The organism is Xanthomonas cucurbitae, assembly GCF_002939885.1.
Lineage (GTDB): Bacteria > Pseudomonadota > Gammaproteobacteria > Xanthomonadales > Xanthomonadaceae > Xanthomonas > Xanthomonas cucurbitae.
The window spans coordinates 18,220-39,913 of record NZ_MDED01000032.1 but is presented as its reverse complement, the minus strand read 5'-3'; the positions used below and the strand labels follow the sequence as shown (position 1 = coordinate 39,913).

Here is a 21,694-nt window from a genome sequence, read left to right as displayed (position 1 = left end):
ACGATCTGGTCTTTGAGTTCGGGGCTGTAGCGGGCCATCGCGGTCTCCATCTGAGGATTCAGGGGAGCGGACAACTATCGTGACATGGGGGGAGTGCCGCGGGTGGTGGACTGGCCTCCGCATTGAACGCCAGCATGGCAGGCGGCAGTACCGCAGGGGGCATCGGTGGTGCGACGGGCGTCGGCAGCGCTGGAATTGGCGCAAGCACAGGAGGGGGCGGCGGTGCGACCGCAAAGGCCGCAGGTTCTCGCGTCGGGGGTGGTGCCGCGTCAGGATCGGAAAATCCAGTGTCGGCGGCCGCTTCGCCTGCTAGCCAAGAATCAGGCAGCAGCTTGAAGCAAGCCGCAAAACAGGCCGGAAAAGCTGCGAAGGGTGGTGACGACGATATGGATCAGCAAGCCGTCGCGCAGCAACGGCAGATGACACCAAAAGAAGGGACTGGCGGCAACGGCAAGGCTGTTGCGCAGGGCGCCGAGGTGGCCACACGGGCGCTTGGCGTGCTGGGCGCTATCAGCGTACCCGGCATGGAAAGCTCCCACGGGCTTTCGCTTGGGGGCACCGGTTCTCCCCCTCCAGTCCCCGGCGGTAACAGTCCAACGCCTGATGACGGCGCGGAGCCGACTGCACAAGCGGAATCCAACATTATTCGTCCGGCATCGGACACCACTAGCACCGGAGACGTCGGCGCGCTCAATGTGCCCGGCATGGCTTCTAGCGTTAACTCTCAATCGGAGACGTAATCATGATGAACGATATATTTTTTGGCCTGATGATGCTCGGCGGCTTTTTTGTTCTCGGTATTGGTATGTGGGCGCTTGGTCAATGGCTGCGACGCAAAGGCTTCGGCCCGCAGCTCGATGCACTGGATAAGCAGTACACGGCACTACAGCATCGTGTGAACCGATTGGCTCTGCCTGCCGCTGCGCATTTCTACGGCGGCATGGGTATGCTTAATCGCATGCCACTTTTCGGCAACAAGAATCAGGTGGTACTGGTAGAGCGTGTGAGAATGGCCATCCTTCAGATGGAAGAGGAAGAACGGCAGCGAGGCAGGGTCATCAATCGCTGACGAGCACAGCCAGTTCCATCACCCACAACCCCGCCTGAACGCGGGGTTTTGTTTTCCTGCCGCAGCAGCTCCGTCTATTACACACCGCGAAAACGGCCTGTATCTCGCTCTACTGAATTTTTCGTGCCGGGCGCTACAACCCCATAGGAGGTGGTGAAAAAACACGCCTGTGGGCCATACATGGCCATTTTGCGACGCATTTACAGCTCATTAGCCAGTCTTGGCGCTGCCTCGCCCTTTTTTTGGTGCCTGATCGTTCTTTGCCCTTCCTGGGTCTGACCAGGTGCAAATGGCGCGGTGGGTAATCCACGGGCTACTCCCGGCTGTGCCGGACGAAAGCGTCGGGCGCGTAAAATCTGGCACCAAAGGAAGGCTCCCTGCGGCAGCCGACTTAGTGTTAGCAACTACAGTTGACACTCGCCCAATTAGCAACTATAGTTGACACATGATCGAGCTAATAAAAACCGACCTATTCGACCGCTGGCTTGTCGGCCTTCGTGATCGTCAGGCCCGTGCGAGGATCGAGGCGCGCATTCGGCGCTTGAGCCTTGGCAACCCCGGCGACGTGAAGCCGGTAGGCGAAGGCTTGTCGGAAATGCGGATCGACCACGGCCCCGGCTATCGCGTCTATTTCATGCGGCGCGGCCCCTTGGTGGTGCTGCTGCTTTGTGGAGGCGACAAGAGCAGTCAGGAGCGGGACATTGCCCTAGCCAAGACCATTGCAGCGCAGTGGAAGGAGTGACCAAGATGGAAGTCAAATTCAGCCGCTACGATACGGCGGACTATCTCAAGACCGAGGACGATATTGCGGCCTATCTCGATGCCGTGATGGAGGACGGTGACCCCGCACTGATCGCGGCGGCGCTCGGAGACGTGGCCCGTGCCCGCAACCTTAGCCAGCTTGCCCGCGACGTAGGAATGAGCCGCCAAGGGCTGGACAAGGCCCTTTCAGGCGATGGCAATCCGAGCCTCGCAACCGTTGTGAAAGTCGCTCAGGCGCTTGGCCTGCGGCTCACTTTCAAACCAACCCACGGCGGCCCCGCACCGGCCGCAGGAGCCTAGATCCTCGCCCTTCCCTTTTTGGTGCCCTACGGCCGTAGGCCGACTGGCAAGGCCGGACCGCGCCTCAAGCGCGGGCTGTGCCGCGCAGGATCTGAATATCCTGAATATCCTGCTAACTCCGGGCGGGTGTGCGACGTTTCGGGCGGGTGTGCGACGCTACCGGGCGGTTGTGCGACGCTATCGGGCGGGTGTGCGACGCTTTAGGCGTCGCCAGTACCTTTTTTCCTCACCCGGTCGCCATCTAGAATCAGGCCGAGCGCCTTCAATTCGTCGGCATCTTCTCTCAGCCTGAATCGAGCATCTCGCATTGCTTTGCTCGGCACGATCCCAGCAACGGCCACGATAACAGTATCAAGATACCAACCGCCTGTCGGTTCTACTTTGTGGCTCAAAACGTGCCGCGCTACCGCTTGGCTAATGCCATGCTGCAGGCGGGCAATGGGGGCTGGGTCGTAGTACAGACTCAAGTCATGCTCAAGCAGCATCACCAGCGCTACGCCAAGGCGCACCCGCCATAGATTCCGTTCTCCCCCCGTTAGGGGATCAGGCCGTGTCATGGGCGATGGGATAACGTGATCAATCAATCCCCCGATTATTGGGAAATCGAATTGTGGCGTCTCAATTGTGATCGTCGCCGCTCGCAGCTCGGCCAACAGCTTTTCGATCTGCGCAAAGCTGTAGCGGCTGTCGGAAAGTGTTTTTCTCACCCGAGCGGGGTCTACCAGAAGCTCTACGCCACCATCAGAGACAGGGCGCCGACGTTCTGCGCAGTACAGGACCGCTTCCACAATATCGGCGTGCCTCTGGCCTAGCCTGCCTGCCACGCGGCAGCGGCCAAATGATGTATCTGTCCAATCACCTTCGCGCAATCGCGGGCGCTGGCTAGGCTGATAGAGCATTACCCGCGCCTGTGCGCTAGTACTGGTGGGGGTCACGGCATTACCACCGCTCATCGTCGCCTCCATTGACGATGTGCAGAGTGCTCTCCTTCTTCGTCGTCGCTAAGAGTTCCACTGGCACAAGGACGCCGCCGTCGTGGCGCTTGTACCATTGATCGAGCGGGGTGGCGTCGTAGTTCTGTTTGCTAACACCAAAGCGAACAAAAAAGCCTCTTCGTTCGTTGCCGATGGGCTGACGGTCATAGGCGCGGTCGCTGAGGCTCTTGGCCTCGTCCGCGGTCATCTTAGCGACGAAGCCGCACCAGCGGGCATTGTCGATTAAGGCGGATGCTCCTCGTGCTGCCTGCTGTTGATCCGTCTGCCCATCGCGGGCGCTGCCCTTGCTGACATGATGCAGGTACAGGACGGACGCCCCAGTGCTTACCGCGACGTACTCCAGCGTGGCGACAAGTCGTGCCATGTCGCCGTTGCTATTCTCGTCCCGATCGTGAATCCGGCTCAGGGTATCCAGTACGATCAACCGGGCACCGGCGCAAAATTCAATGACGCGGACAAGGTGCCGCTCATCCATCACGTTCAAGCGCTTACCCATGATCGGCTCAAGGGTGAGGTTCTGCGCGATGGCTTCACGTGCCTGCTGATTCAGGTGCTGACCGATGGCATGGATACGGCGCTCCAGTGCGACTTCTGGGTCTTCCCCAGCGAAATAGACCACACGGCCAGCGCACGCGGGGGCAAGCCCTACAAGATCGCCACCGGCAACGCTGCACGCGATGGCCATTGCGGCTTCCAGCGCCCAGAAGCTCTTGCCTGTGGCTCCGGGAGCCACTAACGCTCCTACTGTCTTTGCGAGGAAGCCCGGCCAAATAAAGTCTAGTGTGGGCGGTTCGTTCTCGAACGCTGCCCGTAAGTCAATCGCCACAATTCAGGCCCCCATTCCGGGACGAGGGGCCGAGCCGGAATGTTTGCACGCATCAATCCATGCCTCGACCTCGGCTAAATCCCACACGACCTTGCGACTGCTAAGTGCGATGCGCTGAGGGAATTTTCCCTGCTTTTCAAAGTTGTAGATCGTGCGCTCGCACAGTGGAATCATCTCCAGCAGCTGCTTTTTGCTAATGAGAACTTTACTCGCTCTCCTTAATTCGTTTTCCACACCGAATACCTCGTTTTGTCATCGTCCGAGGTTTAATTATTGCTACACAATGCCGGTGTTTTCCAGCATTAATGGGCTATTTTTTCGTTCAAAATCAATGGGTTAACCGTCCGACAAACGTATAGTTTCGGGACAGAGATATTCGCCCAATCTCTTGTTTTTCAGGAAGTTTTCTTAAGGAAATTTAGGAGAGAAAGACTGTCCAACAAACGTCTATTTCGGGACAAAAAAATGCCCACCAAAGTGGGCATTTCGCGACAAAATGCAGGTCTCAAGGCTCCGAATCAGTCCTTGAGGCGGGGCTTCCTGATTGTCCACTCATCGATCATGTCCGCCCAATCCTGAAGCATTGCCCGGCGCTGATCGCGGTACTCGGCCTTGTTGTAGACGGCGCGAACCCCCTTCTGTTCGTGCGCAAGGCACTTCTCGATCCAGTCAGTGTTATAGCCCGCCTCATGTAGAAGCGTGCTGGCTGTGCGCCGCAGGTCGTGCGGTCCGAACTTGCCAAGCGACTGCCCTTCCTTCTGGGCCAGACGATAGGTCAGCGTGAGCACCTGATTGAGCGTGGCGCTGCTCATCGGCAAGTCCGAGTCATAGCGCGATGGCAGCACGTACTCCGAGCCGCCCGCGAAGGTTTTCAGAGCTATGAAAATGTCGAGCGCCTGCCTAGAAAGGAACACCAAATGGGGGTTGCGGCGCTTCATCCGCTCCTTGGGGATTGTCCAAAGCGCTTCGGTGAAATTGATCTCGCTCCACGTTGCGTTAGTCAGTTCGCTTTTGCGTACCATCGTCAGCAACAGCAGCTTGGCGGCCGCCCGAATGGAAGGCGTGGTGCCAATGCGCTCCATGTACTGGTACATCAAGCCGATTTCATCGGGCGTCAGTGCTCGATCTCGCGGCTCGAACTTGGCGATGGTCGAGGGGCGCACCAGATCGGCCGGGTTCTCGACCTTCTGGCCGCGCTCGATGGCCCAGCGGTAGACCTGCAAGACGATCTCTCGCGAATGCACCGCTGTTGCCGGTGCGCCTCGTTCTACGATGGCGTCTGTCAGCGCTCGCAAGTCCTCATGGGTAATCTCTACCAGTTTTTGGTTGCCAAATTTCGGCTTTAACTCGCGTTCGTAGACCGAGCGGCGCATGTCTCGGGTATTGGGCGCCATCTGATAGCCGCGCAACCATTTCTCGGCCCACGCGCCGAATGTCTCTGCATCCTTGACGCGGGCTTTGTCCCGCGCCTTCTCCTTGGCTGGAGATTTCCCTGCGGCGATCATCTTCTTGGCTTCGCCCAGCCGTTCGCGGGCTTCCGCTAGCGTGATCCCTCCGACACCGTAACGGCCGAAGGTGATGGTCTCCTGCCTGCCGTGGATCGAGTAGTTGTAGCGGAATGAAATCGAACCCGCAGGCGTGATGGCCACGTAGAGGCCGTCACGGTCATTCACTTTATAGAGCTTGTCCTTTGGCTTGAGGTTGCGCAGCTTGGTATCAGTCAGCATGGTCGGGTTGGGTTTCCTCTCAAAAATACCATGCTCAAAAAGCCCCACATATCCCCAAAAAACTTCTTCCAGGACAATGGGTTACATAAATTCGATACCATGAACATCCCATCATAGGCGGCATGGTATCGAGTGCCGAACATGGCATCAGGTTCAAATCGTACCATCTACCATGCCATAGAAACGGGGTGCTTGGCGATGCATAAATTTGCCAGACAGTGCTACGCCAAGAACGAAAAAAGCCCGCAATTACGCGGGCTTAGGGGTGCTTTAATGCTCTTTGGTGCCAGTCTATGCCGGACGCGGGATCATTCCCACTCGATCGTCGCAGGCGGCTTGCCGGAGATGTCGTAGACCACGCGCGAGACGCCGCGCAGTTCGTTGATGATGCGGTTGCTGACCGTGCCGAGAAAGTCGTACGGCAGGTGCGCCCAGTGCGCGGTCATGAAGTCGATGGTTTCCACCGCGCGCAGCGCGATCACCCATTCGTAGGCGCGTGCATCGCCGACCACGCCGACCGACTTCACTGGCAGGAACACCGCAAACGCCTGGCTGGTGGTGTCGTACAGGTCGGCCTTGCGCAGTTCGTCGATGAAGATCGCATCGGCCTTGGCCAGCAGTTCGGCGTACTCACGCTTCACTTCGCCCAGGATACGCACGCCCAGGCCCGGGCCCGGGAACGGATGGCGGTAGACCATGCTGCGCGGCAGGCCGAGTTCGACGCCAAGGCGACGCACTTCGTCCTTGAACAGTTCGCGCAGCGGCTCGACCAGGCCCAGCTTCATGTGTTCGGGCAGGCCACCGACGTTGTGGTGGCTCTTGATGACATGCGCCTTGCCGGTCTTGCTGCCGGCCGACTCGATCACGTCCGGGTAGATCGTGCCCTGCGCCAACCACTTGGCATTGGCCAGCTTGTTGGATTCTTCATCGAAGATCTCCACGAACAGGTTGCCGATGATCTTGCGCTTGGCTTCGGGGTCGCTGACGCCCTGCAAGGCGCTGAAATAGCGGTCGGCCGCATTGACGCGAATGACCTTGACGCCCATGTGCTCGGCGAACATCGCCATCACCTGGTCGCCTTCCTGCCAACGCAGCAGGCCGGTGTCGACGAACACGCAGGTCAGCTTGTCGCCGATCGCCTTGTGCAGCAATGCGGCGACCACCGACGAATCCACGCCACCGGACAGCCCCAGAATCACCTCGTCGTCGCCCACCTGCGCACGCACGCGCGCGATCTGGTCGTCGATGATGTTGGCGGCGGTCCACAAGGTCTGGCATCCGCAGACATCCACCACGAAGCGGCGCAGCAAGGTCTGGCCCTGCAGCGTGTGCGTGACCTCCGGGTGGAACTGTACGCCGTACCAGCGCTTGTCCTCGTTGGACATCGCCGCCACCGGAATGCGATCGGTGACCGCAGTGATGGTGAAGCCCGGCGGCACCTGCGAAACATGATCGCCATGGCTCATCCACACGTTCAATCGCGAGGTGCCGGCATGATCGGTCAGGCCGGAAAACAAGGCATCGGCGGCCACCACGTCCACTTCGGCATGACCGAATTCGCGCTGGTCGGCCGCTTCGGTCGCCCCGCCCAGCTGCGCGGCCAGGGTCTGCATGCCGTAGCAGATGCCGAACACCGGCAAGCCGCTGCCGAACACTTCCTGCGGCGCGGCGGGTGCGCCCGGCAAGGTGGTCGATTCCGGCCCACCAGACAGGATGATGCCCTTGGCACCGAAGCCGGCGATCTCGGACGGATCATGATCCCAGGCCCAGATCTCGCAATACACGCCCAGCTCGCGAATGCGCCGCGCAATCAGCTGCGTGTACTGCGCGCCGAAATCGAGGATGAGGATCTTGTCGGTATGGATGTTGGTCATTGAGAGCCGGGAATCGAGAATCGGGATTGGGGAATCGCAACAGCAAACGCGGCGCCAGCTGCTATCGGACGAGGAAGCGGCGGGCTCTTACGATTCCCGATTCGCGATTCCCCATTCCCGATCATCCAGCGCGATAGTTCGGCGGCTCTTTGGTGATCTGCACGTCGTGCACGTGGCTTTCGCGCTGGCCAGCGCCGGTGATCTTGACGAACTTGGGCTTGGTGCGCATGTCTTCGATGGTGGCGCAGCCCACGTAGCCCATGGTCGCGCGCAGGCCACCGATGAGCTGGTGGATGATGCCGCCGACCGGGCCGCGATACGGCACGCGCCCTTCGATGCCTTCGGGCACCAGCTTGTCGGCATCGGAGGCGTCCTGGAAATAACGGTCCTTGGACCCCTTCTCCATCGCACCCAGGCTGCCCATGCCGCGGTAGCTCTTGTAGCTGCGGCCCTGGAACAGTTCCACTTCGCCGGGTGCTTCTTCGGTACCGGCCAGCAGGCCACCGACCATCACCGTGGAGGCGCCAGCGACAAGCGCCTTACCGATGTCGCCGGAGTAGCGGATACCGCCATCGGCGATCAACGGGATGCGGTCCTGCAATGCTTCGGCCACCATGTCCACCGCAGTGATCTGCGGCACGCCCACACCTGCCACCACGCGCGTGGTGCAGATCGAGCCCGGGCCCACGCCGACCTTGACCGCGTCGGCACCAGCGTCCATCAAGGCCAACGCGGCGTCGCCGGTGACGATGTTGCCACCGATCACCTGCAGCTGCGGGTAGGTCTTCTTGACCCAGGCCACGCGGTCGATCACGCCCTGCGAATGGCCGTGCGCGGTATCGACGATGACCACGTCCACGCCGGCAGCGGCCAGCAGTTCGATGCGCTGCTCGGTATCGCCACCGACGCCTACCGCTGCGCCCACCAGCAACCGCGTTGCCGCGTCCTTCGCGGCGTTGGGGTTGTCGGTCTTCTTCTGGATGTCCTTGACGGTGATGAGCCCGCGCAGCTCGAAGCCGTCGTTGACCACCAGGATCTTTTCGATGCGGTTGCGGTGCAGCAGCTCCAGCACTTCCTCATCGCTGGCGCCTTCGCGCACGGTGATGAGGCGATCCTTCTTGGTCATGATGTGGCGGACCGGATCGTCGAGCTTCTTCTCGAAGCGCATGTCGCGGCTGGTCACGATGCCAACCAGCCCGCTGCCATCCACCACCGGCACGCCGGAGATGTTGCGCGCACGCGTCAGTGCCAGCACCTCGCCGATGGTGGTGTCCGGGCGTACCGTGAACGGCTCGGTGATGACACCGGATTCGAACTTCTTGACCTTGGCCACTTCGGCCGCCTGCTGCGCAGGGGTCAGGTTCTTGTGGATGATGCCGATGCCACCCAGCTGGGCCATGGCCACGGCCAGGCGGTGTTCGGTCACCGTATCCATGGCCGCCGACAGGATCGGCAATTTCAGCCGAAGGTCGCGGGTCAGCCGGGTTGCCAGGCTGACATCCTTGGGCAGGACGATCGAATGGGCGGGGACAAGCGAGACGTCGTCGTAGGTAAGAGCTTCAGCCTGGATGCGTAGCATCGGCGGACCCGAGTGTGGGGAAGCGCGATATTTTAACGTATTGGGGCCGGGATTGGGGAGTCGGAATCAGGGATTCGCAACAGCGCAGCCTTGCACCGCCCCGCCGTTTGCCTGTTTGTCTAGATGCCGATGGCCCGCCGATCCCGGCCCCACTCCGGATCGGCCGACGCATGCGCTTGGCCGTTGCTTTTAACGAATCCCCAATCCCGACTCCCCAATCCCGGCCGCATCAGCGGCCTCGATGGTGTTCTGCATCAACGTGGCCACGGTCATTGGCCCTACCCCGCCCGGCACGGGCGTGATCCAGGCCGCGCGCTGCATGGCGGCATCGAAGCCGACGTCGCCGACCAGGCGCCCGTCTTCCAGGCGATTGATGCCGACATCGATCACCACCGCGCCCGGCTTGACCCATTCGCCTGGAATCAGGCCGGGCCGGCCGACCGCCACCACCAGGATGTCGGCATTGCGCACGCTGGCCTCCAGCACATCGACCGGGGTGAACTTGTGGCAGCTGGTCACCGTGCATCCGGCGATCAACAACTCCAGCCCCATCGGCCGGCCCACATGGTTGCTCACGCCCACGATGGTGGCATTGCGGCCGCGCACCGGCTGGTCGGTATGGCCGAGCAGGGTCACGATGCCGCGCGGCGTGCACGGACGCAGGCCGAATTCGCGCAGCGCCAGATGGCCCACGTTCTGTGGGTGGAAACCATCCACGTCCTTGCGCGGGTCGATGCGCTGGATCAGCCGGTTGGCATCGGGAATGCCCGGCAGCGGCAGTTGGATCAGGATGCCGTGGATCTTTGGGTCGGCATTGAGTTCGTCGATTAGCGCGGCCAGCTCCGCCTCGCTGATGCCTTGCGGCATGTCGTAGTCGAAGGCCTCGATACCGACTTTTTCAGCCGCACGGCGCTTGTTGCGCACGTAGACCGACGAGGCCGGGTCGCCTCCCACCAGCACCACCGCCAGGCCCGGCCGGCTCTTGCCCGCCGCGATGCGCGCATCCACGCGCCGCTTCAATCCGTCGAGCAGGTCTTCGGCAATGCGGCGACCATCGAGAAGGCGGGCCGGAGCGGCGGCAACTGGCGCAGAAGCGGTCATGGGGCGTCAGGTGTAGAGTCGAAGGCCGTCCATTGTCCCCGATTCCGTCATGACCGACACCACTCCCGTCAGCACTTCAAGCAACGACGCGACCACCGCCATCGAAGCAGCGGCATTCCGCCGGCTGTTGCAGCATCTCAACCAGCAACGCACCGATGTGCAGAACATCGACCTGATGATCCTGGCCGGCTTCTGCCGCAATTGCCTGGGCGACTGGTACCGCGAGGCTGCCGAGGCGCAGGGGCAGCCGATCAGCAAGGAACAGGCGCGCGAGGCCGTCTACGGCATGCCGTTCGCACAGTGGAAGCAGCACCATCAGAAGGAAGCCACCCCGGAGCAGCTCGAGGCCTTCGCCGCGGCGCAACGCCGCCACGGCTGACCGTTCATTGCACGGCCGGCAGGTTCGGCGTGGCGGCCGTGCCACTGATCGGCGGTGGCGAACGGACGCCGGCAAGCGTCCCTCCCTGCTCACTCACGCAATGCGGGCTCCTCGCCCGCCGGCGCTGGCGCGTCGCGATTGAGCGAGCGGCTCTCCCGCCGCGGCGGGGTGAATGGCGTGGGCTTGGGCACCGTCGGGTTGATGTTGCCGTACATCAATCCGGTGCCCGCGCGGACAGTGCCGGCGGCGATTTCCAACTCCAGGCGCTCGGCGTCGCGGCGGCGGATCGCACGGGTGATCGTGCTGGCTTCGTCCTCGTCCACGCCCAGTTCGACAAGCGCCATCTGGCCAAGCAATACCGCCGCCTCGAAGGTCTCGCGGATCTGGCAGTCCACGCCGGCAGCGATCAACTGCAGCGAATGCCTGCGATCGAACGAGCGCACCAGCAGGCGCGCATGCGGAAACTCGCGCGTGACCAGCTCGACGATCCGGTTGGCCGCCTCGCGATCGTCCACGCAGACCGCGATGGCCCGCGCGCTGTGTGCGCCGGACGCATGCAGTACGTCCAGCCGGGTGCCATCGCCGTAGTAGATCTTGAAGCCGAATGTTTCCGCGCTCCGGATCATCTCGATGTCGTTGTCGATGATGGTCACGTCCACGTCGCGCGCCAGCAACGACTGGCTGGCCACCTGGCCGAAGCGGCCGAAGCCGATCATCAAGACGCTGCCGGTCTGCCCGCTGGCCGCTTCCACCCCGTCCAGCGAGACCTCGGCCGCCGGTGTCAGGCGCCGCTGCAGCAGCACGCACAGCGGCGTCAACGCCATCGACAGCACCACGATCGCGGTGAGGCTGGCATTGACCTGCGCATCGATCACGCCCGACGCTGCGGCCGCGGCGAACAACACGAAGGCGAACTCGCCGCCCTGCGCCATCAACACACCGCGATCCAGCGCCTGGCGATGATCGCTGCGCATCAATCGCGCCACCGCGTAGATGCACACGGCCTTGCCGAGCATCAGTGCCAGCACGCCGGTCACGATCAGGCGCCAGTCGGCGGCAACCACGCGCACATCCAGGCTCATGCCGACACCCAGAAAGAACAGGCCCAGCAAAATGCCGCGGAACGGTTCGATATCCGCCTCGATCTGGTGCCGGAAGGTGGATTCGGACAACAGCACACCGGCCAGGAACGCACCCATTGCCATCGAGAGCCCGCCCAGTTGCATCAACAGGGCGGCACCCAGCACCACCAGCAACGCGGCGGCAGTCATCACCTCGCGCGCTCTGGACGCGGCCAGGATCCGGAACAGCGGATTGAGCAGCCAGCGGCCAGCGACCAACAGGCCGACGATACAGGCCAGCCCGATGCCGATCTCCTGCCAACGGTGCGAGGCGGCCTGGGGATCGCCGCTGGCGCCCATCCAGGCGACGATCGCCAGCAACGGAACGATCAGCAGATCCTCGAACAGCAGGATCGCCACGATCTTCTGGCCCGAGGGCAATGCGACATCGCCACGCTCGGTAAGCAGTTGCATCACCACGGCAGTGGAGGTCAGCACGAAACCGCACGCGGCCACGAAGGCCACCGGCGGCGCGAAGCCCAGCAGCAGGCCGATGCCGGTGAGCACCAGCACGCAGGCGCAGATCTGCGCGCTGCCCAGCCCGAAGATTTCGCGGCGCAGGCTCCATAGATGCGAGGGCTGCATTTCCAGCCCGATCACGAACAGGAACATCACCACGCCCAGTTCGGCAACGTGCAGGATGGCCTGCGGGTCGTCGAACAGGCCCAATCCGAACGGGCCGATCGCCAGACCAGCCGCCAGGTAGCCCAGCACCGACCCCAGGCCCAGCCGGCGGAACAGCGGGATGGCCACCACCGCCGCGCCCAGCAGGGCCACGACATTGATGAGTTCACTGGAATGCGCAGCCTGGCTCATCCCCGGGATTCTAACGGCAAGCCTGCGGCGACGCCCTGCTTTCAACAAGCCAGGCGGCTGCGCCCGCTACCGCAGTCGACGGCCCCGAAACGACGAACGACGCCGGAGGGCGTCGTTCGCGTCACAGACTCCAAGTGTGGCGATCAGCCGCGTGCGTCGGCTGCGGCCAGTGCGCTGCGCAGGATCTCCTTGGCCGGCCCACCGTGCTTCTCGTGCTCCAGCGCGAAATGCACCGTCGCTTCGATCAGGCCGATATGCGCACCGCAGTCGAAACGCCGGCCTTCAAAACGAAATGCATCCACCTGCTCTTTCTTCAACAGCTCGGCAATGGCATCGGTCAGCTGGATCTCTCCACCGGCACCCGCACCGGTGGACTCCAGCAGCTCGAAGATCTTCGGGCTGAGCACATAACGCCCCACCACCGCCAGATTGCTCGGTGCCACTTCCGGCTTGGGCTTTTCCACGATGGCATTGATACGACCCTTGCGGCCGTCAAAGGCGTCGGTGGAGACGATGCCGTAGCTGGCCGTCTTGTCGTGGGGCACATCTTCCACCGCGATCACGCTGCCACCGGAGGCTTCCGCCACATCGGCCATCTGGGTCAGCGCGGCATCGCCACGATTCCACATCAGGTCATCGGGCAGCAGCACGGCAAACGGCTCGTCACCCACGACCTGCTTGGCACACAGCACGGCATGGCCTAGACCCAGCGCTTCGGCCTGGGTCACGAAGATGGCGCGCACGCCCTTCGGCAACGCATGGCGCACCAGCTCCAGCTGCTCCAGCTTGCCGGCACGCTCAAGCTTGTGCTCCAGCTCGTAGGCCTTGTCGAAGTAATCGGCGATGGAGTGCTTGTAGCGATTGGTGACAAAGATCAGCGTATCGCAGCCAGCCTGGATGGCCTCGTCGACGGCGTACTGGATCAATGGTTTGTCGATGATCGGCAGCATTTCCTTCGGCACCGTCTTGGTGGCCGGAAGAAAGCGGGTCCCAAGACCTGCGACGGGGAAAACAGCCTTGCGAATACGCTGGCTCATCAAAGTCTTCTGACCTCACGTGCGGGGAATGGCACGACCGTATCAGATCGCGCGTCGACTTTCCGTCGAGCCGCCGCGAAATCCGGCATCAGGCTGCCCAGCACAGTTTCCATGGCCTTGATGTCATAACGATTAACCGCCTCGCGCAGACGCGTCACCAACTGCAAGACCTGTTCGTGCGAGAACTCGCGCACGCCCGCCTCCAGGATCTTGGGGTGCGTGGTGGGCCGGTAATCTTCGTCGGAGTAGAACAGCGTCTCGTGGAGTTTTTCGCCGGGGCGCAACCCGGTGTACAGGATCGCCACATCCTTGCCGGGCTGCTTGCCGGCAAGGCGAATCATCTGTTCGGCCAGCAGGCGGATTGCCACCGGCTCGCCCATGTCAAGCGTATAGATCGCCCCGTGCGAGGCCGAGGCAGCGGCTTGGATCACCAGCTGGCACGCCTCCGGGATGGTCATGAAGTAGCGCGTCACCTCCGGGTGCGTCACCGTCACCGGGCCACCCTGCCGGATCTGCTCGCGGAACAACGGCACCACGCTGCCGGCGGAATCGAGCACATTGCCGAAGCGCACCGTGATGAAGCGCGTCGGCGCATCGCGTGCGTCAAGACTTTGGCAGATCATCTCTGCGTAGCGCTTGCTGGCGCCCAGCACATTGACGGGCTCGACCGCCTTGTCGGTGGAGATGAAGACAAAGGTCTCGATCCGCGCACGCTGGCAGGCACGCGCCACGTTCTCGGTGGCCAGCACGTTGTTGCGCACCGCCTCGCGCAGCTGTTCTTCCAGCAACGGCACCTGCTTGTAGGCGGCGGCGTGGAAGACCGCGTCCGGGGTGGCGGTATGCAGGGCGTGCGCAACCACGGCGGGGTCGCCGCAATCGCCCAGCACCCGGACGACCTCGATGTCGGGGAACAGGCGACGCAGGTCCGAATCAATGGTGAGCAAGGCCAGTTCGTCGATTTCCAGCAACACGATGCGACGCGCGCCATGGCGGGCGCACTGCCGGCAGACCTCTGAACCGATCGAACCGCCGGCACCGGTGACCATCACCGTCTTGTTGGTCAGCCAGTCGCGGATCAATCGCCAATCCGGCGTGACCGGCTTGCGGTTGAGCAGATCCTCGATGGCCACCTCCTTCAACTCGCCAGGCAATGAACGGCCCTCCAGCACGTTGATGAGCTTGGGCACCATCCGGAACGGCAGGCCGGTGCTTTCGCAGATCGCCACCACCCGCTGCATGCCGGCCGCGTCCAGCGACGGAATCGCGATCACCAGCAACTTGGCGGCGGTTTCCTTGGCGATCGACGCGGCCTGCTCCAGGTCGCCCAGCACGTTGAGGCCCTGGATCTTGGCGCCATGCAGGTTGGCTGCGTCGTCCAGGAAGCCGACCGGCACGAAGGCGCCGGTGCGACGCAGATCGCGCACCAGGCCTTCGGCGGCGCGGCCTGCGCCCAGAATCAGCACCCGCTGCGCGACCTCGCCGGAGTGCGCGATCTGGTAGTCCTTCCACGCGCGATACAGCAGCCGGGGCGTGCCCAGCAAGGCCGACAAGGCAAACGGGTATACCACCAGAACCGACAGCGGCACGCCGTCCAGACGGTCGTAGGACAGCGCCAGCACGATCGCCACCAGGCCCAGGAAGCTGGACTTGAAGATGTTCCACAGGTCCGGCACCGAGGCGAACCGCCACAGTCCCCGATACAGGCCCATCTTCCAGAACACCAGCCCCTGCGCGACCAGCACCACCGCGGTGCGCCAATCCCACAGCGGCAGGTCGGGGGCGTCGCGCAGCATGGAATAACGGCCGGCATGCAGCAGTTGCCAGCACAACCACACCATCAGCAGGTCGTGGGTCACCACCGCCACTTGCGGCAACGCTTTGGTCAGACGGTCACGCCAAGAAATCATAAGAATCCATGACTCAGTAGTTGCGCAGGCCATTGCGCAGGAGATGCCAGGCCGCCGTGGCGCCGAGGCCCCAGATCAGGGCTGCACAGAGCTGCAGCCACAACGGATCGTGACGAATTACCACGTACAGGCTGACCGCCGCCAGACTGAAAGCGAAATAAAGGGCGGTTACCGGAACATGGCTGGCAAAGCGACGCGCGAGCCGCTGGTAGACATGCTGCGCGTGCGGCTCCCACCAGCGTTGCCGCGCGAGCATGCGAGACAGCAGCGTGAAGCCGGCGTCTACAAGAAATGCCGACAACGGCAACCAGCCGATCCACCAGCCCACCTGCCCGCTCGCCACGCTGAGCGCAAGCAGGGCGGCCAGCATGTAGCCCAGCGCGCCGCTGCCGCCATCGCCCAGGAAGATACGCGCGCGCGGAAAATTGAACGGCAGAAACCCCAGGCAGGACGCAGCCACCGCCAGGCCCGCCAGCGACCACGGGGCCGGGACCACGGCAGCAAACGCCAGCGCGGCCAGCGCCGCCTGACTGGCCGCCAGCCCATTGATGCCGTCCATGAAGTTCCAGACATTGATTAGTACCACCGAAGCCATCGCAGCCAGGACGCCATCCCAGGCATTGCCGGTGCAGCGGGCGACCAGCACACCCAACGCTGTCGAAGCGGCCAGATGAATCGCAAAGCGCAAACGGGCCGATAACGGGCGGTGATCGTCCCACCAACCGACGCCGGCCACCAGCACCAACCCGGCGGCAAACCAGATCACGATCCCGCGCGCGGCCGGCCACACCAGGTACGCCGCCCCGCATCCTGCCAGGCTGGCCGCCACGATCGCCATGCCCCCCCCGCGCGGGGTGGCAACGGCATGGCTGCGGCGTTCGCCCGGCTGATCGAACAGACGCCGGCGCAATGCATAGCCACGCAGCAGCCAGGTGCCCAGCGCCGCGACGGCCAGATGCAGTGCACACCACAGCCATGTTTCGGGCATCAGCACGGCCTGCGCTCGACCTGCAGCGGCGCCTGCACCAGGCACGGCGAAGCGGCGGCAAACGCGGCGGCGCTTACGGCGCGCAGGTCGGCGCCCCGATGCACGGCTGCACGCCACTGACGCGTGCCAGCGTGCTGCGACGGCAGGCGCCGGCCAAGCCGACGCGCTCGCCAACGCCCACACGCCGGGATCAGGTAAGCCCACTGTTCTGCAACGATCGCCACCACTTACACCACCGCGTAGTTCAACAGTGGCTTGACCGTGCCCCACTCCTTGCAACTCGGGCATTGCCAATGGTGCGTCTTGGCGCCGAAACCACAACGTGTACACCGATAGCTGGGATTGCGTACCAACAACTGATCGGTGATGTGCTTGAGATCGTTCAGGGTCCCCAGCGGATTGCTCCCCTCGGCCAGGGTCAGGTCGATCAGTGCCGACTCGCCGCGCACCGACGGCCGGTCCTTGAGCTGGCGGCTCAGGTAGGCCAATGCCGGGGCCACGCCGTCCTGCGCTTCCATCAACTGGGTCAGCGCCAGCACCGGCGCAATCCCCCGGTAGTGTTCGGTCATCTCCGACAGGAAGTTGCGCGCGCCGGCGATGTCGCCAACCCGCCGATAGGCCGCCATCAGGGCAGGAATGATCTCCGGGAGGTATTCCGGATCGTGCCGTGCAGCACGCTCGAATGCGCGTACCGCCGCGTCGTCGTGTCCACGCTCGGCTTCGATGCGCCCTTCCAGGATGCCGGCACGCACCGATGTGCCGTCGGCCTGGTAGGCACGCTGGATCGCCAGCAAGGCTTCGTCGAGCTTGCCAAGGCCGCGATAGCGGTCGGCCAGTTCGCACTCGAACTGCGAGATCAGCTTGCCCATCGGCTCGCCGGTGACTTCCTCGTAGCGAGTGGCGTTGTCGATCGCCTTTTCCCAATCGCGCTCGGCCTGATAGATGCCGATCAGGTGCCGCAGCGCCTGCGGCGCACGCTGATCGAACTGGGCCAGTTCGGTGAACACGGTTTCGGCGCGATCGAGCAGGCCGGACTTCATGTAGTCCTCGCCCAGCGCCAGCAAGGCCTGCACCCGCTGTTGATCGGTCAGGTCGGCGCGCTGCACCAGGCCCTGATGCAGGCGGATGGCGCGATCGACTTCACCACGACGGCGAAACAGATGGCCCAGCGCGACCTGTGTCTCGAAGGTTTCCTTGTCCAGCTCGGCAATATGCAGAAACAGCTCGATCGCCTTGTCCGGCTGTTCGTTGAGCAGGTAATTCAGGCCGCGAAAGTAGGTACTGGACAGGCGGCTGACCTGGGTATCGCCGTGGCGCTGGCCACCGCGCCGACCGACGATCCAGCCGCTCAACGCGGCCAGCGGCAGAAACAGGAAAAACCAGAACCACTCGGTCAGGAAGTCCATACGTGCTTACAGTCCATCGAGAGGGCGCGGCTCGACGGCGGCAGGCGCAACAGCCCTGGCATCGGCACGACTGACCACCACAGCCTTGTTGGCCTGACGCAGTCTGGAATAAAGGGGAATGACCACGCTGACCAGCACCATGCCGGCACCGATCAACACACCAACCAGCAGCGCGACGATAATCGCGACCCCGGAGGTGGTATGCACACTGGAGAACAGGAAATCGAGCGTGACGTCCTGGGAATTGACCGCACCGACGATCAGGCCCACCAGCAGAAACGCCAACATCACCAGCAAGCGAAACACCTTCATCGCGAGACTCCGTCGGGAAGGAGGTTAGCTTAACCGAGACAGGATAAACGTAGCGGCAGAACGGATTTCAGTCCGCCGCATCGATCACATCGACTGGAACCACCGAGCTGACCCGCTCGCGCAATTCCTTGCCCGGTTTGAAATGCGGAACATGCTTGCCCGGCAATGCAACCGATTCGCCGGTCTTGGGATTGCGGCCCAGACGTGGCGGGCGGTAATGCAGTGAGAAGCTGCCGAACCCGCGGATTTCGATCCGGTCACCATCGGACAGCGCCTGACCCATCATCTCCAGCAGCGACTTGACTGCCAGATCCACATCGTCCGACTTCAGGTGCGCTTGGCGTCGCGCCAGGATTTCAATCAATTCGGACTTGGTCATGGGAAGACTTGCTTTTTTCGACTGACACATCGGAATCGGCCCGGGCAAGCCCGGGCCGATCCATCACGCTCGGTAGGGCGCTACGCGCTTACTCGGACTTGTTGTTGTTCAACTGCGCACGCAGCAGCGCGCCCAGCTGTGTCATGCCGCCCGACGCAGCGGAGGACTGGTATTCCTCCAGCGTCTCGCGCATTTCGGCATCGTCCTTGGCCTTGATCGACAGCTGCAGGGTGCGGCCCTTGCGGTCCATGCCCACGAACTTGGCTTCGATCTTGTCGCCGACCTTCAGGTGCTGGGTCGCATCGTCCACACGCTCGTTGGCGATGTCGCGTGCAGCCACATAGCCCTCGATGCCATCGGCCAGGTCGATCGTGGCGCCCTTGGCATCCACTTCACGCACCACGCCTTCGACCTTCGAGCCCTTCGGGTTGGACGCCATGTACTGACCGAACGGGTCCTGCTCCAGCTGCTTGACGCCCAGGCTGATGCGCTCACGTTCCGGGTCCACTGCCAGCACGACGGCTTCCAGCGTGTCGCCCTTCTTGTAGTTGCGCACGACATCTTCGCCGGTGGTGTTCCAGCTGATGTCGGACAGGTGCACCAGACCATCGATGCCGCCGTCCAGACCGATGAAGATGCCGAAGTCGGTGATCGATTTGATCTGGCCGGACACCTTGTCGTTCTTCTTGTGGGTGGCCGCGAAGGTTTCCCACGGATTGGCGGCAACCTGCTTCATGCCCAACGAGATGCGGCGACGCTCCTCGTCAACATCCAGCACCATCACTTCGACTTCGTCGCCCACCTGCACAACCTTGGACGGGTTGACGTTCTTGTTGGTCCAATCCATCTCGGAGACGTGCACCAAACCTTCGACGCCCGGCTCGATCTCGACGAACGCGCCGTAATCGGTGACGTTGGAGACCTTGCCGAACACGCGGCTGTTGGCCGGGTAACGACGGGCGATGTTGTCCCACGGATCTTCGCCCAGCTGCTTCAGGCCGAGGCTGACGCGGTTACGCTCGCGATCGAACTTCAGCACGCGCACGTCCAGCTCGTCGCCGACGTTGACGACTTCGGACGGATGGCGCACGCGCTTCCAGGCCATGTCGGTGATGTGCAGCAGGCCGTCGATACCGCCCAGGTCCACGAACGCGCCGTAGTCGGTCAGGTTCTTGACAACGCCCTTCAGGATCGCGCCTTCCTGCAGCTTGTCCATCAGCTGCTCGCGCTCTTCCGAGTGCTCGCTCTCGACCACTGCACGACGCGAGACCACGACGTTGTTGCGCTTGCGATCGAGCTTGATCAGCTTGAACTCAAGCTCCTTGCCTTCCAGGTAGGCCGGGTCGCGCACCGGGCGCACATCCACCAGCGAACCAGGCAGGAACGCGCGAACATCCTTGATGTCCACGGTGAAACCACCCTTGACCTTGCCGCTGATGCGGCCGGTGATGGTTTCGTTCTTTTCCAACGCTTCTTCCAGCTCGTCCCACACCATCGCGCGCTTGGCCTTCTCGCGCGACAACACGGTCTCGCCGAAGCCGTTTTCGATGGAGTCCAGCGCAACCTTGACCTGGTCGCCCACGCCCACATCGATCTCGCCAGCGTCGTTACGGAACTGCTCGATCGGCACGATGCCTTCGGACTTCAGGCCAGCGTTGATCACCACCACGTCGCCGCGCACTTCCACGACGGTACCGGTGACGATGGAGCCCGGCTTCAGCTTCGCCAGATTGGCTTGACTGGCTTCGAACAGTTCAGCAAAAGATTCTGTCATTTGGATTTACTCAGTTGAACACACGGGCGCCGGTCGTCGGATTGCGACGCAGACGGACTGCCCAGCCTGTTGGTCGACCCCAGACAACGGGTCGGATTGGAAGTCATAGAACCGCCACGCGGGATGCGCGACGGAGCTTTGGAACGCCTTACGGTCGGCGGGACAGGCCCGCTTGCGGAACGCTTACGACGGCGTACGGGAGGACAACAGCCCGACCACACGCTGGACGACATCCTCGATCCCGATCCCGCTGGTATCGATTAGCACGGCGTCTTCGGCCGGCCGCAATGGCGCCACCACCCGCTGCGCATCCCTGGCATCTCGGGCCATGATCTCGCGCAGCAGGTCGTCAAAGATAACCGAAACACCCTTTTCCATCAACTGCTTATGGCGACGGCCCGCACGTTCTTCGGCACTGGCGGTCAGGAAGACCTTGAAGGCGGCATCGGGGAAGATCACCGTGCCCATGTCGCGACCGTCGGCAACCAGCCCGGGCGCCCGCCTGAATGCGCGCTGGCGCTCCTTCAATGCGCCGCGGACCTCGGGAATGGCGGCAATGGCCGAAGCCAGCGCACCGGTGGTTTCCAGGCGTAATTCGCTGGTGGCATCGACGCCGTTGACCAGCACCCGCAGCCCCGCCTCGCCGGCGTCGTCGAACTCCACCCGGGTATCGAACGTGCAGCGCACCAGCGCTGCCGGGTCGGACACGTCCAGGTCCGCCCAGCTCGCCGCCACGCCGACTGCGCGATAGAGCGCCCCCGAATCGAGGTAATGCCAGCCCAGTCGGGTGGCCACGATGCGGCTGACCGTGCCCTTGCCGGCACCGGAAGGACCATCGATGGTAAGGACGGGTGACAGGTCGGTCATTCAGGTTTCCGTAAAGAGCGTCAACGCCCAGTGTAACGCCGCTTGCTGCGGTTACGCTGCAACCACTTGAAAGCACGACGAAAAGCCGGTTAGAATCGCCGGCTTCATTGCGAGTGCACCCTCGAACCGTGGGCACTCTTCCCATCGAACCCAACCGTTTACACCGAGGTGTGCCATGAAAGTCCTGTCCTCCCTGAAGTCTGCGAAGACCCGTCACCGCGACTGCAAGGTGGTCCGCCGCCGCGGCAAGGTCTTCGTGATCTGCAAGTCGAACCCGCGTTTCAAGGCGCGTCAGCGCTGAGCCTTTCGCTCCGCGCGCAAGACCCGAGAAAGCCGCCCTCCGGGCGGTTTTTTCTTGGCCGGCGTGCGACTGCCGGCCAGCCGGCCGGACCGTCAGCGCCCAGGCAACCCGCCGCAGCGCCGGACTGCACCACCAGGCGCTGCGCGACCGGTATCACCGCCTGTCGCGGTTTTT

Annotated in this window: 22 protein-coding genes; 6 read left to right on the top strand and 16 right to left on the bottom strand. The window is 63.0% G+C overall.

Annotated features, from left to right (window positions below; genetic code table 11):
- Window positions 1-332: 332 nt before the first annotated feature.
- The 4 genes from XcuCFBP2542_RS20100 (at window position 333) to XcuCFBP2542_RS15290 (ending at window position 2,131) form a co-directional block, all read left to right on the top strand.
- The gene (locus XcuCFBP2542_RS20100; protein WP_249027663.1) at window positions 333-740 is read left to right on the top strand and encodes a hypothetical protein; all 408 of its coding nucleotides are present in this window, start codon (window positions 333-335) and stop codon (window positions 738-740) included.
- A 2-nt stretch (window positions 741-742) separates the two neighbouring features.
- A complete protein-coding gene (locus XcuCFBP2542_RS15300; RefSeq protein WP_032422605.1) occupies window positions 743-1,069 on the top strand; it encodes a hypothetical protein in 327 nt (108 codons plus the stop codon).
- Window positions 1,070-1,514: 445 nt separating this feature from the next.
- A complete protein-coding gene (locus XcuCFBP2542_RS15295) occupies window positions 1,515-1,811 on the top strand; it encodes a type II toxin-antitoxin system RelE/ParE family toxin (protein WP_048279626.1) in 297 nt (98 codons plus the stop codon).
- 5 nt (window positions 1,812-1,816) lie between these two features.
- Window positions 1,817-2,131 carry an addiction module antidote protein gene (locus tag XcuCFBP2542_RS15290; RefSeq protein WP_048279629.1) on the top strand — a complete coding sequence of 105 codons (315 nt, stop codon included), beginning with the start codon at window positions 1,817-1,819 and terminating at the stop codon, window positions 2,129-2,131.
- A gap of 200 nt (window positions 2,132-2,331) precedes the next feature.
- Here XcuCFBP2542_RS15290 and XcuCFBP2542_RS15285 read toward each other — a convergent pair whose 3' ends face one another.
- From XcuCFBP2542_RS15285 to folD, 7 genes are all read right to left on the bottom strand, one after another.
- A complete protein-coding gene (locus tag XcuCFBP2542_RS15285; RefSeq protein ID WP_249027662.1) occupies window positions 2,332-3,030 on the bottom strand; it encodes an ABC transporter ATPase in 699 nt (232 codons plus the stop codon).
- A gap of 40 nt (window positions 3,031-3,070) precedes the next feature.
- Window positions 3,071-3,952, bottom strand: coding sequence for a helicase RepA family protein (locus XcuCFBP2542_RS15280; RefSeq protein WP_104604570.1), 882 nt, complete (start codon window positions 3,950-3,952; stop codon window positions 3,071-3,073).
- A gap of 3 nt (window positions 3,953-3,955) precedes the next feature.
- On the bottom strand, window positions 3,956-4,186 hold the full coding sequence (locus XcuCFBP2542_RS15275) for a helix-turn-helix transcriptional regulator (protein WP_104604568.1): 231 nt from the start codon (window positions 4,184-4,186) through the stop codon (window positions 3,956-3,958).
- Between the two features lie 284 nt (window positions 4,187-4,470).
- Entirely contained in the window at window positions 4,471-5,679 is a 1,209-nt protein-coding gene (locus XcuCFBP2542_RS15270) for a tyrosine-type recombinase/integrase (protein WP_016941853.1), read from the bottom strand.
- A gap of 308 nt (window positions 5,680-5,987) precedes the next feature.
- Entirely contained in the window at window positions 5,988-7,553 is a 1,566-nt protein-coding gene (guaA, locus tag XcuCFBP2542_RS15265; protein ID WP_104604566.1) for a glutamine-hydrolyzing GMP synthase, read from the bottom strand.
- Window positions 7,554-7,674: 121 nt separating this feature from the next.
- On the bottom strand, window positions 7,675-9,132 hold the full coding sequence (gene guaB, locus XcuCFBP2542_RS15260) for an IMP dehydrogenase (protein WP_104604564.1): 1,458 nt from the start codon (window positions 9,130-9,132) through the stop codon (window positions 7,675-7,677).
- A 189-nt stretch (window positions 9,133-9,321) separates the two neighbouring features.
- Window positions 9,322-10,233 (bottom strand): bifunctional methylenetetrahydrofolate dehydrogenase/methenyltetrahydrofolate cyclohydrolase FolD, encoded by a 912-nt coding sequence (folD, locus tag XcuCFBP2542_RS15255; protein ID WP_104604562.1) that lies wholly within the window; start codon window positions 10,231-10,233, stop codon window positions 9,322-9,324.
- Between the two features lie 49 nt (window positions 10,234-10,282).
- On the opposite strand from folD, the gene XcuCFBP2542_RS15250 reads away from it, so the two are divergent.
- Window positions 10,283-10,612, top strand: coding sequence for a DUF1244 domain-containing protein (locus XcuCFBP2542_RS15250; protein ID WP_104604560.1), 330 nt, complete (start codon window positions 10,283-10,285; stop codon window positions 10,610-10,612).
- A gap of 89 nt (window positions 10,613-10,701) precedes the next feature.
- On the opposite strand, the gene XcuCFBP2542_RS15245 is transcribed toward XcuCFBP2542_RS15250, so the two are convergent.
- The 9 genes from XcuCFBP2542_RS15245 to cmk all read right to left on the bottom strand — a co-directional run bounded on the left by XcuCFBP2542_RS15245 (window position 10,702) and on the right by cmk (window position 21,219).
- Window positions 10,702-12,549, bottom strand: a complete 1,848-nt coding sequence (locus tag XcuCFBP2542_RS15245) for a monovalent cation:proton antiporter-2 (CPA2) family protein (RefSeq protein ID WP_104604558.1) — start codon at window positions 12,547-12,549, stop codon at window positions 10,702-10,704.
- A gap of 143 nt (window positions 12,550-12,692) precedes the next feature.
- Complete coding sequence (gene galU / locus XcuCFBP2542_RS15240; RefSeq protein WP_104604556.1) at window positions 12,693-13,586, bottom strand: UTP--glucose-1-phosphate uridylyltransferase GalU; 894 nt, start codon at window positions 13,584-13,586, stop codon at window positions 12,693-12,695.
- Entirely contained in the window at window positions 13,586-15,493 is a 1,908-nt protein-coding gene (locus XcuCFBP2542_RS15235) for a polysaccharide biosynthesis protein (protein ID WP_170067005.1), read from the bottom strand. Before XcuCFBP2542_RS15235 ends, galU begins: the two co-directional genes overlap by 1 nt.
- Window positions 15,494-15,506: 13 nt before the next feature.
- Window positions 15,507-16,481, bottom strand: coding sequence for an MraY family glycosyltransferase (locus XcuCFBP2542_RS15230; RefSeq protein ID WP_104604554.1), 975 nt, complete (start codon window positions 16,479-16,481; stop codon window positions 15,507-15,509).
- A gap of 227 nt (window positions 16,482-16,708) precedes the next feature.
- The gene (gene lapB, locus XcuCFBP2542_RS15220) at window positions 16,709-17,887 is read right to left on the bottom strand and encodes a lipopolysaccharide assembly protein LapB (RefSeq protein ID WP_104604550.1); all 1,179 of its coding nucleotides are present in this window, start codon (window positions 17,885-17,887) and stop codon (window positions 16,709-16,711) included.
- A 6-nt stretch (window positions 17,888-17,893) separates the two neighbouring features.
- Window positions 17,894-18,199, bottom strand: a complete 306-nt coding sequence (locus tag XcuCFBP2542_RS15215; RefSeq protein ID WP_104604548.1) for a lipopolysaccharide assembly protein LapA domain-containing protein — start codon at window positions 18,197-18,199, stop codon at window positions 17,894-17,896.
- A gap of 67 nt (window positions 18,200-18,266) precedes the next feature.
- Complete coding sequence (locus XcuCFBP2542_RS15210; RefSeq protein ID WP_104604546.1) at window positions 18,267-18,578, bottom strand: integration host factor subunit beta; 312 nt, start codon at window positions 18,576-18,578, stop codon at window positions 18,267-18,269.
- Window positions 18,579-18,666: 88 nt separating this feature from the next.
- A complete protein-coding gene (gene rpsA, locus XcuCFBP2542_RS15205; RefSeq protein ID WP_029220061.1) occupies window positions 18,667-20,352 on the bottom strand; it encodes a 30S ribosomal protein S1 in 1,686 nt (561 codons plus the stop codon).
- A gap of 183 nt (window positions 20,353-20,535) precedes the next feature.
- Entirely contained in the window at window positions 20,536-21,219 is a 684-nt protein-coding gene (gene cmk / locus XcuCFBP2542_RS15200) for a (d)CMP kinase (protein WP_104604544.1), read from the bottom strand.
- A gap of 175 nt (window positions 21,220-21,394) precedes the next feature.
- Here cmk and ykgO point away from each other — a divergent pair, with 175 nt between their 5' ends.
- On the top strand, window positions 21,395-21,520 hold the full coding sequence (gene ykgO / locus XcuCFBP2542_RS15195) for a type B 50S ribosomal protein L36 (protein WP_005913193.1): 126 nt from the start codon (window positions 21,395-21,397) through the stop codon (window positions 21,518-21,520).
- Window positions 21,521-21,694: the final 174 nt, after the last annotated feature.

Coding starts and splice junctions, on each gene's coding strand:
- ykgO (WP_005913193.1), top strand. CDS start 21,395: ATGAAAGTCCTGTCCTCCCTGAAGTCTGCGAAGACCCGTCACCGCGAC.
- folD (WP_104604562.1), bottom strand. CDS start 10,233: ATGACCGCTTCTGCGCCAGTTGCCGCCGCTCCGGCCCGCCTTCTCGAT.
- guaA (WP_104604566.1), bottom strand. CDS start 7,553: ATGACCAACATCCATACCGACAAGATCCTCATCCTCGATTTCGGCGCG.
- XcuCFBP2542_RS15210 (WP_104604546.1), bottom strand. CDS start 18,578: ATGACCAAGTCCGAATTGATTGAAATCCTGGCGCGACGCCAAGCGCAC.
- lapB (WP_104604550.1), bottom strand. CDS start 17,887: ATGGACTTCCTGACCGAGTGGTTCTGGTTTTTCCTGTTTCTGCCGCTG.
- XcuCFBP2542_RS15270 (WP_016941853.1), bottom strand. CDS start 5,679: ATGCTGACTGATACCAAGCTGCGCAACCTCAAGCCAAAGGACAAGCTC.
- XcuCFBP2542_RS15285 (WP_249027662.1), bottom strand. CDS start 3,030: ATGCTCTATCAGCCTAGCCAGCGCCCGCGATTGCGCGAAGGTGATTGG.
- XcuCFBP2542_RS15235 (WP_170067005.1), bottom strand. CDS start 15,493: ATGATTTCTTGGCGTGACCGTCTGACCAAAGCGTTGCCGCAAGTGGCG.
- XcuCFBP2542_RS15215 (WP_104604548.1), bottom strand. CDS start 18,199: ATGAAGGTGTTTCGCTTGCTGGTGATGTTGGCGTTTCTGCTGGTGGGC.
- XcuCFBP2542_RS15300 (WP_032422605.1), top strand. CDS start 743: ATGATGAACGATATATTTTTTGGCCTGATGATGCTCGGCGGCTTTTTT.
- XcuCFBP2542_RS15245 (WP_104604558.1), bottom strand. CDS start 12,549: ATGAGCCAGGCTGCGCATTCCAGTGAACTCATCAATGTCGTGGCCCTG.
- cmk (WP_104604544.1), bottom strand. CDS start 21,219: ATGACCGACCTGTCACCCGTCCTTACCATCGATGGTCCTTCCGGTGCC.
- XcuCFBP2542_RS15250 (WP_104604560.1), top strand. CDS start 10,283: ATGACCGACACCACTCCCGTCAGCACTTCAAGCAACGACGCGACCACC.
- XcuCFBP2542_RS15230 (WP_104604554.1), bottom strand. CDS start 16,481: ATGCCCGAAACATGGCTGTGGTGTGCACTGCATCTGGCCGTCGCGGCG.
- guaB (WP_104604564.1), bottom strand. CDS start 9,132: ATGCTACGCATCCAGGCTGAAGCTCTTACCTACGACGACGTCTCGCTT.
- galU (WP_104604556.1), bottom strand. CDS start 13,586: ATGAGCCAGCGTATTCGCAAGGCTGTTTTCCCCGTCGCAGGTCTTGGG.
- XcuCFBP2542_RS15295 (WP_048279626.1), top strand. CDS start 1,515: ATGATCGAGCTAATAAAAACCGACCTATTCGACCGCTGGCTTGTCGGC.
- rpsA (WP_029220061.1), bottom strand. CDS start 20,352: ATGACAGAATCTTTTGCTGAACTGTTCGAAGCCAGTCAAGCCAATCTG.
- XcuCFBP2542_RS15290 (WP_048279629.1), top strand. CDS start 1,817: ATGGAAGTCAAATTCAGCCGCTACGATACGGCGGACTATCTCAAGACC.